The organism is Chryseobacterium sp. RU33C, assembly GCF_900156015.1.
Taxonomy (GTDB): Bacteria; Bacteroidota; Bacteroidia; order Flavobacteriales; family Weeksellaceae; genus Chryseobacterium; species Chryseobacterium candidae.
The window spans coordinates 45,426-59,594 of sequence record NZ_FTMT01000004.1 but is presented as its reverse complement, the minus strand read 5'-3'; the positions used below and the strand labels follow the sequence as shown (position 1 = coordinate 59,594).

The 14,169-nt window shown below is 36.9% G+C and carries 14 protein-coding genes; 3 read left to right on the top strand and 11 right to left on the bottom strand.

The genetic code is table 11. The annotated features are described in order from the left end of the window. Positions 1–15: 15 nt before the first annotated feature. From fbaA to BW946_RS05035, 5 genes are all read right to left on the bottom strand, one after another. A complete protein-coding gene (gene fbaA / locus BW946_RS05055; protein ID WP_076595127.1) occupies positions 16–1,086 on the bottom strand; it encodes a class II fructose-bisphosphate aldolase in 1,071 nt (356 codons plus the stop codon). Positions 1,087–1,156: 70 nt separating this feature from the next. Further along, the gene (locus BW946_RS05050; RefSeq protein ID WP_076595126.1) at positions 1,157–2,023 is read right to left on the bottom strand and encodes an NAD kinase; all 867 of its coding nucleotides are present in this window, start codon (positions 2,021–2,023) and stop codon (positions 1,157–1,159) included. A gap of 1 nt (position 2,024) precedes the next feature. Next, the gene (locus BW946_RS05045; RefSeq protein ID WP_047426603.1) at positions 2,025–2,678 is read right to left on the bottom strand and encodes a CBS domain-containing protein; all 654 of its coding nucleotides are present in this window, start codon (positions 2,676–2,678) and stop codon (positions 2,025–2,027) included. Between the two features lie 187 nt (positions 2,679–2,865). Beyond that, positions 2,866–3,396, bottom strand: coding sequence for an RNA methyltransferase (locus BW946_RS05040; RefSeq protein WP_076595125.1), 531 nt, complete (start codon positions 3,394–3,396; stop codon positions 2,866–2,868). 154 nt (positions 3,397–3,550) lie between these two features. Beyond that, positions 3,551–4,429, bottom strand: coding sequence for a bestrophin family protein (locus tag BW946_RS05035; protein WP_076595124.1), 879 nt, complete (start codon positions 4,427–4,429; stop codon positions 3,551–3,553). Positions 4,430–4,674: 245 nt separating this feature from the next. Between BW946_RS05035 and BW946_RS05030 the strand changes: the two genes are divergently transcribed. Continuing rightward, the gene (locus BW946_RS05030; RefSeq protein WP_076595123.1) at positions 4,675–5,553 is read left to right on the top strand and encodes a cupin-like domain-containing protein; all 879 of its coding nucleotides are present in this window, start codon (positions 4,675–4,677) and stop codon (positions 5,551–5,553) included. Between the two features lie 132 nt (positions 5,554–5,685). Here BW946_RS05030 and BW946_RS05025 read toward each other — a convergent pair whose 3' ends face one another. Beyond that, positions 5,686–6,216 carry a GNAT family N-acetyltransferase gene (locus BW946_RS05025; protein ID WP_076595122.1) on the bottom strand — a complete coding sequence of 177 codons (531 nt, stop codon included), beginning with the start codon at positions 6,214–6,216 and terminating at the stop codon, positions 5,686–5,688. A 126-nt stretch (positions 6,217–6,342) separates the two neighbouring features. Here BW946_RS05025 and mutS point away from each other — a divergent pair, with 126 nt between their 5' ends. Then, positions 6,343–8,934 (top strand): DNA mismatch repair protein MutS, encoded by a 2,592-nt coding sequence (gene mutS / locus BW946_RS05020; RefSeq protein WP_076595121.1) that lies wholly within the window; start codon positions 6,343–6,345, stop codon positions 8,932–8,934. Positions 8,935–8,965: 31 nt separating this feature from the next. On the opposite strand, the gene BW946_RS21780 is transcribed toward mutS, so the two are convergent. After that, positions 8,966–9,094, bottom strand: coding sequence for a hypothetical protein (locus BW946_RS21780; RefSeq protein WP_262484560.1), 129 nt, complete (start codon positions 9,092–9,094; stop codon positions 8,966–8,968). Between the two features lie 492 nt (positions 9,095–9,586). Between BW946_RS21780 and BW946_RS05015 the strand changes: the two genes are divergently transcribed. Beyond that, positions 9,587–9,988, top strand: coding sequence for a ribosomal maturation YjgA family protein (locus BW946_RS05015; protein WP_076595120.1), 402 nt, complete (start codon positions 9,587–9,589; stop codon positions 9,986–9,988). Positions 9,989–10,012: 24 nt separating this feature from the next. On the opposite strand, the gene BW946_RS05010 is transcribed toward BW946_RS05015, so the two are convergent. From BW946_RS05010 to BW946_RS04995, 4 genes are read right to left on the bottom strand one after another with little or no spacing between them, the layout of a single operon-like run. Then, the gene (locus BW946_RS05010; protein WP_076595119.1) at positions 10,013–10,933 is read right to left on the bottom strand and encodes a YARHG domain-containing protein; all 921 of its coding nucleotides are present in this window, start codon (positions 10,931–10,933) and stop codon (positions 10,013–10,015) included. Further along, entirely contained in the window at positions 10,930–11,577 is a 648-nt protein-coding gene (locus BW946_RS05005) for a DUF2306 domain-containing protein (RefSeq protein WP_076595118.1), read from the bottom strand. The genes BW946_RS05010 and BW946_RS05005 overlap by 4 nt, the downstream gene beginning before the upstream one ends. 36 nt (positions 11,578–11,613) lie before the next feature. Next, on the bottom strand, positions 11,614–12,912 hold the full coding sequence (locus tag BW946_RS05000; RefSeq protein ID WP_076595117.1) for an alpha/beta fold hydrolase: 1,299 nt from the start codon (positions 12,910–12,912) through the stop codon (positions 11,614–11,616). A gap of 32 nt (positions 12,913–12,944) precedes the next feature. Continuing rightward, positions 12,945–14,147 (bottom strand): BaiN/RdsA family NAD(P)/FAD-dependent oxidoreductase, encoded by a 1,203-nt coding sequence (locus BW946_RS04995; protein WP_076595116.1) that lies wholly within the window; start codon positions 14,145–14,147, stop codon positions 12,945–12,947. Positions 14,148–14,169 lie beyond the last annotated feature (22 nt).

The window sequence follows — 14,169 nt, the reverse complement described above, 5'->3', positions numbered from 1 at the left end:
ACAAATTTACAGTTCTTATTTTAAAGTATTTACGTTATTTAAATCTTCAAATGCTTTCACCAATCTTGTAGAGAATGTTTCTTCACCTTTTCTTACCCAAACTCTTGGGTCGTAGAATTTCTTGTTAGGTTTTTCTTCTCCTTCAGGGTTTCCGATTTGAGCTCTTAAATATTCAATATTGTTAACCATATAATCTCTTACCCCTTCTGTGTAAGCAAACTGAAGGTCGGTGTCGATATTCATTTTGATTACTCCATAGTCGATAGCTTCTCTGATCTCTTCTAAAGTAGATCCTGAGCCTCCGTGGAATACGAAGTTGATAGGTTTAGCAGATGTTCCGAATTTTTCCTGAACATATTTCTGAGAATTGTCAAGGATTTTTGGGGTAAGAACTACGTTACCAGGCTTGTAAACTCCGTGTACGTTACCGAAGGCAGCAGCAATTGTGAAGTTATCAGAAATAGCTTTTAATTTTTCATAAGTATAAGCTACGTCTTCAGGCTGGGTATATAATTTAGAATTATCAACGTCTGAGTTGTCAACACCATCTTCTTCCCCTCCTGTAACCCCGATTTCTACTTCAAGAGTCATCTGAAGCTTAGCCATTCTCTCGAAATACTGAGCTGAAATCTCAAGATTTTCTTCTAAAGATTCTTCAGAAAGGTCTAACATGTGAGAAGAGTAAAGAGATTTTCCTGTCTGCTTGAAGAATTCTTCGTTAGCATCCATCAATCCGTCAATCCAGGGAAGTAATTTCTTTGCACAGTGGTCTGTGTGTAGAATTACCGTTGCTCCGTAAGCTTCAGCCAGAGTGTGAATATGCTTTGCACCGGCAATTGCTCCTAAGATTGCAGACTTTTGCCCGTCATTGTTTAATCCTTTCCCTGCATTAAAAGCAGCTCCTCCATTTGAAAACTGAATAATGACAGGAGCGTTTAATTTTGCTGCAGTTTCCATTGTAGCATTTACGTTGCTGGATCCAATTACGTTTACTGCAGGTAATGCAAATTTGTTTTCTTTAGCATACTGAAAGATATCAGTAACTAACTGACCTGTGGCAACTCCTGCCGGAAAAATTCTGCTCATGTTTTACTTTTTATTATAAATTTATTAGGTGTTTTAATTTCGTGTAAAGGTAATCATTTTTAAGAAATTACTAGTTTCTTTTATCTCGGCCCCAAAGAAGCTTCTGACGGATGGTTTCATAGAAACTCAAACTGTTGGGCTGCACCAGAAGAAGCTGGAATTTTGCCTTTTTAATGATGATTTCCTTGTCGGTTTCTATGTGTATCAGCCGGGAGTCTAAAGAAAGAGAGTATTGTGGTACACGGCTTTCCACCCTGAATTTTATTTCTACTTTATCATTTACTACTAAAGGTCTCACATTCAGATTGTGTGGAGCGATGGGAGTAATGACAAAATTTTCGTTATTGGGAGAAATGATTGGTCCTCCGCAGCTCAGAGAGTAAGCAGTAGAACCTGTAGGGGTTGAAATAATCACACCGTCACCCCAGAATACATTCAGAAACTCATCATTGATATAAGAATCTACTGTAATCATTGATGTTGTTTCTTTTCTGGAAACAGTAACATCGTTTAGCGCATAAGGGAAAGCTCCTTCCAGTTTGGGCGAAACCACTTCAATTACAGCACGGCGGCTTGTTTTTACATCGCCTTTTAGAATGGAATCCAGTTCTTTAAAAGCTTCTTCTTTTGTGAAAAAGGCCAAAAATCCAAGTCTTCCTGTATTTACTCCTACCACCGGAATTTCAAGATCCTCAATGAAGGTTAAAGAATTTACAATCGTTCCGTCTCCACCGAAAGTGAAGAAAAGATCCACTTTTTTATCCAGAAGATCCTGCTTAGAATTGAAAGTTTCGAATATTTTTGAAAACTGAAGTGCTTCAGCCATTTCATCATACAGAACAGATTTTACATCTCTTGCTTCAAGTTCAGAGATAAACTTACTTAAATATAAAAAAGTATCAAGATCTTTTTTCTGAGAATATATGGCTGCCTTCATGTTATATTTCTATGAATTTTTGTAAAAAACCATAACGGTCTTTAAACAGATCGGATTTCTCATCAGAATAATATTTTTCAACAATTCTGTAATCGTACCGGTCAAATGTAGCATCTATCGAGGCCAGATTTTCATTACTGATCTTTATTGTGACCTGAACTACCTCCTCAGACATAAAGCTGATAAACCCTCCGTAAAACTTTGAGTTGTTGCTTTCTACAATATTGGTAATTTCCGTCATTGAATATTTTCTGGCCGGAGTTTCTACGGTAAGAATAGCTCCTGTTTCTGAAAACAAAGGATAACGGGAAAGGTCCTGAAAAACATCTTCACAGGTAATATACCCCAGATATTTTTCATTTTTATTAATCACAGGAATCACATTGGAGCTGAAAGTATAAAACAGACGGATGCTGTCCATAACATTGTTGTCCTCCAGAATCGCAAACCGTTCAATCTGGTGCTCCAGATCCTTCAGTGTTCCGCCATCTTCCTCATACAGAAAGTCCATTGCAATAGCTCCGTAGAAGTGATGAGATTTTTTGATGAAAACATGGGAATATCCGAAATCTTCCAATATGTTTCTGGCCGACTCTATGGAGTCAGAAAGGCTAAAACATGGAAAGTCTTTTGAGATATAGTCCTTGATAAACATTGTGCTAATTTATAAAAAATTAAACGAAACTTTTTCTGAAAACCCGACTTTTTTTAAGATGAAACAAAAAAAATGCCGTCAAAATTTGTTTGTAAAAAAAAATAAAGTACCTTTGTCGCCTTTCATTTTTACTTTTTATTAGATTTATTTCAAACTGCACTGTCTACTAAGGACATATGCAGTTTTTTTATTTTAATGCTTTTGCAAATTCCCACATCACAATTCCGGCGCACACACTTACATTAAGAGAATGTTTTGTTCCAAGCTGTGGAATTTCTAAAAATACATCAATATTTGGAAGCACCTCATCACTGATTCCCTCTACTTCGTTTCCTAAAATCAAAGCATATTTTTTTGACCGCTCAATGGCAAAATCCGTAATAAGCTGGCTGCCGGTAGTCTGCTCAATCCCGATGATTTCGTACCCGTTGCTTTTCAGATCAGCAATGGCTGTATTGGTTTCAGTTTCATGAGACCAGTCTACGCTTTCCGTTGCTCCCAATGCCGCTTTATGAATTTCACGGTGGGGTGGCTGTGGTGTAATTCCGCAAAGGATTATTTTTTCAACTAAAAAAGCGTCTGCCGTTCTGAAGGCTGCCCCCACATTGTGCATGCTTCTGATATTATCTAAAATGATGACCAACGGAATTTTTTCAGCCTTCTTAAATGTTTCTACATCTATTCTGTTCAGTTCTTCCAGTTTTAGTTTCTGTACCAATTGTATATTATTTGTGAGATTATTTTTTTTTCTTTTTGCTGATGTTTGTCTTTGCTATTTTTATAAGTATTAAGACATTTTCCGTTATCTTAATTCAAAAGTAGTAAATAGTTTTTTGGGTTCAAAATATAGACAAAAACATTTAGACAAGGTTTTAGTTTCTGCTCGTAATCTGATGAACATTCTTCTCAATATTCTGAGCTAAGGCCTCCATTGGAATATCATTTTCATCATTGTTGAAAGGGTCTTCAATTTCTTCTGCAATAAGCTCAAGACTCATCAAAACATAATAGACAAAAACAGTAAGCGGAATCATAAAAAGCCCAATCGTAATAACGTAAGCAATGGGCAGCGCAAAAACATACAGAATAATGAATTTCTTGATGAAAGAAGAATAAGAATAAGGAATCGGAGTGTTTTTGATTCTTTCACAGCCTCCACAAACATCCAGAAAGCCTGAAAGCTGGGTATCTAAGTACAGCATTTCCACTTCAGAAATTTTCCCTTCTTTTTTTAATTGATTCAGTTTATGGCTTAACAGGATAATTATTTCGCTTGGACCATGGTTTTTTAAAGAACGTTCAATTTCAGAAAAATCTTCATCCAAAGCGAGCCTTGTAGACTCTTTGGAAAGATGTTTGGCCAAAAAGTGGGGGAAGAATTTTAAATATCTGGAAATCTGCTCCATATCCTGACGGTTGTCACCAAGAATTGTATTGATTTTTATGGCAAAGTTTCTGGTATCGTTGACCAGTTTTCCCCAAAGTTTTCGTCCTTCCCACCATCTGTCATAAGCGGTATTGGTCCTGAAAACCAATAAAAGCGAAAGAACAAAGCCCAGCAGAGAATGAATCATCCCTACATTACTTACCCCTGATTTTGTTGTAAGGTGCAGATATTCGACTTCCAGATACTGAATTCCCCAGGAGTACAATCCCACAAGAATCATACTCGGGAAAAGAATTTTTAAGGTATCACTTTTGTGTAAACTGAAAAGGATTTTAATGAAATGTTTGGTATTGTAGACTCTCATAAATTCACTTATTACCACAAATATAAATTTTTCATCTGAGCTTTGCTAATAAAGTATGGAAGTCTGAAGCTATTGAAGCAGATGATGTCTAAGTTTTCTGTAAAAAGATTTTATGGATTGATCTACAGGCGTTTGCAGGCAAATCTTAACTCCCGGCATCGTTCCCCCAGCTTCCGGCTCTTTTAATCTTATTTTCTCAGGTTTTAAAAAAACACTATTTTTATTTCGCATTAAATACAAAATACATGATCCTCGAAAACGTAGATATTGTAAATGATATCAGTAAAGAAGATTTTCAGAAAAATTATTTTAAAAAGCAGAAACCTCTTTTGATTAAGAATTTTGCCAGCCGATGGGACGCTTTTGATAAATGGAATCTTGCCTATATCAAAGAAAAGGCAGGAGATCAGGAAGTTCCGTTGTATGACAACAAACCGGCTGATGCTTCCAAAAGTTCCGATGCTCCGGTTACTCGTATGAAAATGAAGGACTATATTGATACCATCAAAAGCAAACCTTCAGATCTGCGAATTTTCTTTTATATCATTACGGACAGGCTTCCTGAGCTGCTTAAAAACTTCACTTATCCTGATCTTGGAATAAAGTTCTTTAAAAGGCTTCCTACATTATTTTTCGGGGGAAGTGAGGCACATGTTTTAATGCATTATGATGTGGATCTTGGTGATTTTATGCATATTCATTTCGAAGGAAAGAAACGAATTTTATTATTTGACCAGAAACAGTCTTCGTTTTTATATAAAGTGCCTTTGTCTGTACACACCGTTTACGAGATCGATTATGAAAATCCGGATTACGAAAAGTTTCCGGCACTGAAATATGCCAGGGGATACGAAATTTTCATGGAGCATGGCGACGCCCTCTTTATTCCAGGTGCATTCTGGCATTTCAACAGATATCTGGAGCCTGGCTTTTCTCTTTCACTAAGAGCGCTTCCCAATAAACCCAATGTTTTTGCCAGTATGCTGTACCATGTCTTTATTATGAGGTATACGGATAAGCTGATGCGAAAACTTTTCAAAGCCAAATGGGTAAATTACAAACAGAAATGGGCCTATAGGAAAAGTTCAGAGGCTTTGGAAAAACATATGAAAGCAGGAAAATAAAGGAAGGAAGAAGGAGGCTGGAAGCTGGAAGATTGTTTACGGCCTATTATCAACAGATTACCTTTTATTTAAAGGTGATCAGTAGTTAAACGACCAATATAAACTTCCATCACCCATCTTCAAACTTCACGCCTATTTATTAATAAGCCCGAAGATCGTTGCATCCACGAATTTTCCTTTTTCAAAAAAATAATCTTTCAACGTTCCTTCTTTGCTGAAATTTAAAGAAGACAGCAGCCTTTCGGAAGAAATATTGGAAGGGTCTATGAAAGCATCTACACGGTGAAGCCGCAGGGCTTCAAATCCATAGGTTAAAATGGGAAGAATGGCTTCTTTCATATAGGATTGCTGCCAGAATTTGGGATTAAGTTCATAACCAATTTCAGCGCGGAAATGCTCTTTGTGCCAGTTGTGATAGCCGCAGGTTCCGATAACTTTTCCATTGGATTTCAGCTCCAGAGCCCATCTTAAACCCTTTCCTTGCTCGAATTCACTGTTAAAATGCCTGATAATATGTATTGAGTCTTCTTCTGTTTTGAAGGTTTCCAGATCATAATATTCCATAACTTCATCCAGAGAAAAATATTCAAACAGGTCCTGGGTATCATTAAAAGTTAGCTGGCGTAAAATAAGCCTTTCAGTCTCTAAGACAGGAAATTCCATAAATAATGTGATTTGATGGGTGAAAAATACAATTAATTACTGATAAAGAAAAGCCGGGAAGATTAACCTGCAAACAATTCCCTCACCCTGAATTTATTTTTTTAAATTTGGGGTTCATTTTTTACTATGGCAAAAACGAAGAAGGAAACTCCGCTAATGACTCAGTATAATACCATCAAGGGTAAATATCCGGATGCGCTTTTACTTTTCAGAGTGGGAGACTTTTATGAAACTTTTGGGCAGGATGCCGTGAAAACATCCCAGATTCTGGGTATTGTTCTTACCAAAAGAAATAATGGAGAAGGCAGTGTAGAACTTGCAGGATTTCCACATCATTCCATAGATTCTTATCTTCCCAAGCTGGTAAGAGCAGGAATGAGGGTAGCCATCTGCGATCAGCTGGAGGATCCTAAGATGGTGAAAGGAATTGTGAAACGTGGTGTCACTGAGCTGGTTACTCCGGGAGTTACTTTCAATGATCAGGTTTTGAATTCTAAAAAGAACAACTTCCTTCTATCATTACACAAAGAAAAAGAGAAGTATGGGATTGCTTTAGTGGATATTTCTACAGGAGAGTTTCTGGTAAGTGAAGGAAACCTGGAAAAGCTTCTGCATATTATCAATACCTTTGATCCGAGTGAGATTATTTTCCAGAGAAGCACACAGATTCCGGAACAGATCAAAAATAAAAATGCCTTTAAGCTTGAAGACTGGGCTTTCCAGTATAATTTTGCCTACGAAAAACTGACCAATCACTTTAAAACCAATTCTTTAAAAGGTTTTGGTGTGGAAAATCTTCCCTTGGCGATTACAGCTGCAGGAGCTATTTTTGCGTATCTGGTAGAAGATACCCATCATAATCTGCTTGCCCATATTACCAAATTGCAGATCATTCCGCAGGAAGATTATCTGATGATGGATAATTTCACCCTGAGAAATCTTGAAATCGTTTATCCAAGCAATCCACAAGGGAAATCTCTGCTGGATATCATTGATAAGACTTCTACTCCAATGGGAGGAAGATTATTGAGAAGGAGAATCATTCTTCCTTTAAAATCTGTGGACGAGATTATGAGAAGACTTTCCCTGATTGACTTTTTAAACGAAAATGATGCTCTTAAATATGAAATCTGCCAGCTTTTAAAATCCATTTCTGATCTTGACAGATTGATGGGAAAACTGGCTGCAGAGAAAATTTCACCTAAAGAACTGGGATATTTACGCCAAAGTTTAATTAATATTCATAAAATCAAGGCGTTATTGCACCCTTATGCAGATGTGCTGGCTTGGTTAGATCCTTTATTTGATCTTGAAGAACTGATTAAATTTTTGCAGAATCACCTTAATGAAGAGCTTCCGGTAAGTATTGCGAAAGGAAATATCATTAAAGAAGGGGTTTCTGAAGAGCTTGACAGATTGAGAAACCTTCAGAGCAAAGGACGGGGTTTCCTGGATGAAATGTGCCAGAGAGAGATTGAAAGAACAGGGATCACCAGTCTTAAAATTGATTTTAACAACGTTTTCGGATACTATATTGAAGTCAGGAATACCCATAAAGATAAAGTACCTGATGACTGGGTGAGAAAGCAAACCTTAGTAAATGCTGAAAGATACATTACCGAAGAACTGAAGGAATACGAAAATCAGATCTTAGGAGCCGAAGAAAAAATAGGCGTTCTGGAAACTTCCCTATATAGAAATGTATGTGCGGAAACCATGGTTTATATTGATCAGATTCAAGGGAATTCCAATATCATTGCCCAACTTGATGTGGCTGCAGGATTGTCTGAACTGGCTGTTTCTGAGAGTTATACAAGGCCTGTTCTGAATGACGGCTATGCTATAGATTTAAAAGAAGCCAGACACCCGATTATAGAAAATGCCCTTCCGTTAGGAGAAAAATACATCCCGAATGACATATTCCTGAATAAAGATTCCCAGCAGATTATCATGGTAACAGGACCTAACATGGCGGGTAAATCGGCAATCCTGCGTCAGACGGCTATTGTATGCCTTTTGGCTCAGATCGGAAGTTTTGTGCCTGCAAAACATGCGGAGATCGGATTGCTGGATAAAATCTTTACAAGGGTAGGAGCTACCGATAATATCTCTGCCGGAGAATCTACTTTTATGGTGGAAATGAACGAGGCAGCCAATATTTTGAATAATATTTCAGAACGAAGCCTGATCTTATTGGATGAAATCGGCCGTGGAACTTCCACGTATGACGGGGTTTCTATTGCATGGGCCATTGCAGAATATCTTCACCAGCATCCAACGCAGGCTAAAACTCTATTTGCAACGCATTATCATGAACTGAATGAAATGACAGTGAATTTCGAAAGGGTGAAAAATTTCCACGTTTCTATTCAGGAAAACAAAGGGAATATTATTTTCCTGAGAAAATTAGTTCCGGGTGGAAGCGAGCACAGCTTTGGTATTCATGTGGCAAAACTGGCCGGAATGCCTGCCAAAGTGGTCAACAGAGCGAATGAGATTCTTAAAACTCTTGAAGCAAGCAGAACGCAGGGAAGCGGTAGTACTTCTGAGAGTATCAAAAGAGTGACTGAGGAAAATATGCAGCTTTCATTCTTTCAGCTGGATGATCCTGTTCTGGAGAATATCCGTGAAGAACTGACGAAAATAGATATCAATACTTTAACACCCATTGAAGCTTTAATGAAGCTGAATGCGATAAAAAAAATGATTGGAGGATAATCCAATCATTTTTTTTTACGGTTATTCTGTATTAGCAGCAAAATCCATCCTGCATCCCCGGAACTCCATACCGTTCTTCTCCGGTATTAGGATCTGTACAGCTTATTACTCTTGGGCAGACAGGCCTGTTAGCGCCGCCGCTGATTTTTTTCAGCTCCATTTTGTTTAATTTTCTTTTCTGAATGTTTGATTTTTTGATGGTAATTTAGTTTTTGATTCCACCCAAATATACAAAATCATTCGTATAATTCTATTCATCGTGATAAAATTAACACAATATATTAATGGAAATAAAAAGAGTGCTTTAAGCGTTTACCTGTATTACAATGATTATTTCGTAAGTATACATTTCAATATTTGTAATACCCGTTCCTGCCTTTATTACAGCACGTTTTGAAATTGTTTGTGTTTATTCATAAAAATATATAAAGGTTCCCCATTCAGTACTTCCGGCTCCGGTAGTAGCTATCTATCCGAATGATGGATCAGAATATTATGTACAGGATGTCTTAAATGCTCTGTCTGATGTAAAACGGCGGAAACTGCTGGCATAAGGTGCACAATCAAAGTAAAGAAATAATATATTTGCTCTTATAAAAATAAAATTGGCGTTCCTTAAACACCAATTTTTTATCCCTAATCCCAATTTGAAATGAAACTCCAATTCAGTCTGAAATATCTTCTTTTGTCTCTATTTATTTTTTTTTTGGAAGTATTGATCGCCACCAAACTAAGTAATGTTTTCTTCGTGAGAGCTTATCTGGGAGACGTTATTGTGGTAATACTTCTTTATACTTTTGTAAAGAGTTTTGCAAAAGTAAATAATCAGAAACTGATTCTGGGAATCCTGATTTTTTCCTTTGCGGTAGAATTTGGGCAATATTTTCATATCGCAGAAAAACTAGGCTTCCGTCCTGGAAGCCTGATGTATATTGTTATTGGAAATTCTTTCTCGTGGATAGATAATCTGTGCTACGCTGTAGGATGTCTGATTCTCTATCTTATCGTAAGAATGACAAACCGTGATGGCTTAACCTCAACCCCTAATCCCTGATCCCTGCTACCTAAAACCTATTCTCTATCTCCCAAAACTATCATATTTATCCTCAGCATATTGGGTAAAGCGGTTCAGTAAAGCTACATTTTCTTTTTCCAGAGGAGAAAGATCATTGTCTACATTATTAGAAACAGGAATATACCAGTCTGTTTGCTCAAAGAAATTCCTGTAGGTTTCTTTTTTAAAGGAATATCCATGTCTTGCAAATACTGAGTTTTTGATGATCTCAAGATCCAGCTTTCTTAAGTTTTTAAGGTCTTTTTCCGTAAGCTTTTGCTTCGATGCATTCAGTTTGAAGATGGCTTCCGATGCGAAACGGTTTTTAGTCGTTTTATAGCTTTCCGTTTTTCCGGTTTCTTCATCTGTATATTTTTCGGTAAATTCTTTGGAATTTGACCAGTCTACCAGATCAGAATCCTTATCCAGCATAAAGTTAGGGTTATAAACAAATTCTTTTTTGGTAAGTTTAAGCGTTTTTGAAGGGGCTTTTACGGAAGTTTTATCAAAAGCGTTCCATTTTCCGGTTAAGCTGTCTCCTTTCAGTTTTACTTCAAACCTTCCGTCTGTTTTATCATTGCCGGGTTCATCCAGAACAAAAGAAGCGGTTGATTCATTGAAAACTCCTCTGAACGGACGCTGGTTACCATTAACGATACTTTGTCCGTAAACACTGTCTTTGGTGATTCTGTTGATCTTTAAAGAAATTCTTTTGTAGTTACTGACATCATATTCTGAGCCATCGGTTGGGTCAATAACCTTTTCCATTCCGGCAAATTCACCGGTATAAATTCCGTAATATTCTTTGTGAACCTCGGGGATTACCACAGAGTCCTTCTTTGTGGTCAGAGAATCTTTTCCCGATTCAGTAGTTTTTCCCTCTTTTTTGCAGCTTATCAGGGAAACTGTCAGCAAGGAAATCAGGGTATAATTTAGAATTTTCATAGATGTTTTTTTGTGATTAAATATTCAATAATAAGGATGTTGGGAATCCAGCCCAGCCAGGCAATGATCTGATAAACGTCCATCGGGTTGGGATGAAATAAATATACAATAATTACTTTCCACATTCTCAGGGTAATAGCAGATAATGTAAAAGCAAAGCTCCGCCACATCCATTGTTTGTGTTCTTTGAACATTTTCTGTCTGGCCAGCTGATAAGCTTTCAACGTTGAAAACCACCATAAAAAGCCTAAAATAACGAAGGAAATCTTTGACAGAAGGCCTCCGTTGGCAAAAATACCCATATAAATACCTGAAGGCGCGGCAAAAATCAGAAGGAGAAAAATATATATTTTTCCTATATTCCTGTGAAAATTTTTGAGTCCAAAATTCTTTCTGAGCAAAGCAAGAAAACCCGAAAGAAGCACAAAAATACTTGTATAAACATGAGTATAGAAAAACGTGAGATACTCCGGTCTTTCTGTTACTTCCGTCTGTTTGATCATCAGAAAGCTGACTTCAGGATTAAAGGGAATATATTCTAAGGTAATTTTCAGCATCAGCCAAAAGAAATACCCGAACCCTAAAACTAAAAGTATTGTAAGGATTTTAAAAAAAGAAGAGATATTTCTTTTGGCAGAGAGCATTGTCTGTTTTAATTTAAATACTGACGCTTTAGAGTATTATTTATTTTCAAAGAAATCAATCACTAATTCATTAAACAATTCCGGTTTTTCTTCAGGAACATAATGGCTTGAATTAGGTATAATAGCCAATTGCCCATTGGGTATCGATTCTGCTATTTTTACAGTATGCTCTGTTTTTATAAGGTCTTTATCACCCGCAATAATCAATGATGGGCACTGAATTTTTTTAAGATCTTCATATTGCCAGTTTGGATATTTCAAATCAAGATTCAAAAGGTCTATAAAAACATCATTTTTATGGTCTTTATTCTCTTTAATAAGGCTTACGAGCATTTCTTTTATGGATTTTAACTCATCATCTTTAACTCCTTCCGGATAAATATTGGCTCCTGAACAGGCAATTTTGTCTACCATTTCGGGATATTTCATTGCCATAGACAGTGCAAGAATTCCTCCGTCACTCCAGCCCAGAATTTTTGTTTTTTTGATGTTCAGCTTCTCTAAAAACTGCTTAAGATCCTCTGTCTGAATATCAAAAGTAAGTTCTTTCGTTTTGTCATAAGTAGACCTTCCCCGTTCACGGCAATCGACAATAATCACTTTATATTTTTTAGCAAAGGTGTCTTTCTGGTTCATAAAAGCACTGATAGATTGGCCATTGCCATGAAGCATAAGCACGGGTTCACCTTCTCCATAAACTTCATAATACAATTTGATGCCGTTAACATCCATAAATTTTCCATGCGGCATTGTACCGATAATGTCATGCCCTTTGATCAGTAATGACTTATTGCCGCTGAATGGCTTATAATCTGAAGCTCCAATTGTAAAGTGTTTTACGTGCGTTACTTTCTGAGAATGGATTCCTTCAAACCAGCCACCGGATGTAATATCTTTCTCAAAACCTGAATTTTCCAGAGGGATTTCAATCCATTTTTTTGATTTTCCATCATTGATTTCCAGCTTAAAATCGTCAAAATAAAAATCACCGTTGTTTTGGGCAAATGCACCAATATTCATGGTCTTCGCAGAGGGGCTGATGGTTCCTTTTATTTCGTAGGGTTTCCATTCATGGGTAACTTTGATTCCGTAATATTGATTTTCAAAGAAACCGGTAGACTTATCTTTATTGTCTATTCTGCACCATAGCCCGCAATTGGAACCATTATCCTCATTATCTTTTCTGATTTTTGCAGTTATACGGAAGTTCCAATTCTGTTTATGCTCTATATTGACAGCTTGTGTGAATGATGTCCAGTCAGAGACAATTGTTTTTTCCTGGCTGTATCCTAAAAAGAACCAGAGTAAAAGAAAGAAACCGAAATTTTTTTTCATGTATTTAGTTTTTATTAAAAGTAATAATTTTTTTACAAGCCGTTGAGATCCTGTGCAATCAACCATCCTTCACTCCAGCAAGCCTGGAAATTGAATCCTCCCGTCACGGCATCGATATTCAAAACTTCTCCGGCAATATAGAAATTAGGAAGTAATTTGGAAGACATGTTTTTAAAGTTAATTTCCTTTAAATCAACGCCTCCGGCGGTTACAAACTCGTCTTTAAATGTCGATTTTCCGGTTACCTGAAACTTCTTTTGGCAAAGATTTTCCAGAACTTTCTGCATTTCTTTTCCAGAAATATTAGCCACCTGTTTGTTGAGATCGACCTTTGAGATCTCTAAAATTTTCTGCCAGAATCGGTTGGTAATATCAAAGATCTTAGATTGCCCGATCGTTTTTTTAGGATTGCTTTGCTTGAAATTCTGGAACATTTCTTCCGCTTCATCTATATCTATGGAAATAAAATTAACTTCAATTTCAAAGTTGTATTTCAGCTTTGCCAGGCTTATCGCTTCCCACGCAGAGATTTTCAGAACAGCCGGTCCGGAAAGACCCCAATGCGTAATAAGCAAGGGTCCGCTTTCTTCTGTTTTAAGCTTTGGAATTGAAATACCAGCGTTTTCAAAACTGGTTCCAGGAAGATCTTTCAGCAATTCATCTTTAATATTGAATGTAAAAAGGGAAGGAACAAGGTCTACAATCTTATGACCCAGATTTTCGATAATTTTCAACGATTTTGGAGAACTTCCGGTTGTGTAAACAATATAATCTGCTTCAAAATCTCCGGAATTGGTTTTCACAATATACTTTGTATCCTGTTTTTCAATCTCTTTTACCGTACATTTTGTCTTTACTGATATATTTTTCTTTTGAGTTTCGTTCAGAAAAGTATTGATGATGGTCTGGGAAGAATTACTTTCAGGAAAAGTTCTGTTATCATTTTCAATTTTCAAAGGAACGTTACGCTGATCGAACCATTCCATTGTATCACCGGGCTGAAATTTAGTAAAGACACTTAGCAGTTCCTTGTTTCCACGGGGATAAAACTGAACAAGTTCCCTTGGATCAAAGCATGCGTGAGTCACATTGCATCGTCCGCCTCCGGAAATTTTAACTTTCTGAAGGACATCTGAGTTCTGCTCTAAAATAGTAATTGTATATTTCTTTTCGTCAAGATTAGATGCGCAGAAAAAGCCCGCAGCACCGCCTCCGATAATAATGATCTGTTTCATGTATATGTAATCCTATGCGGAA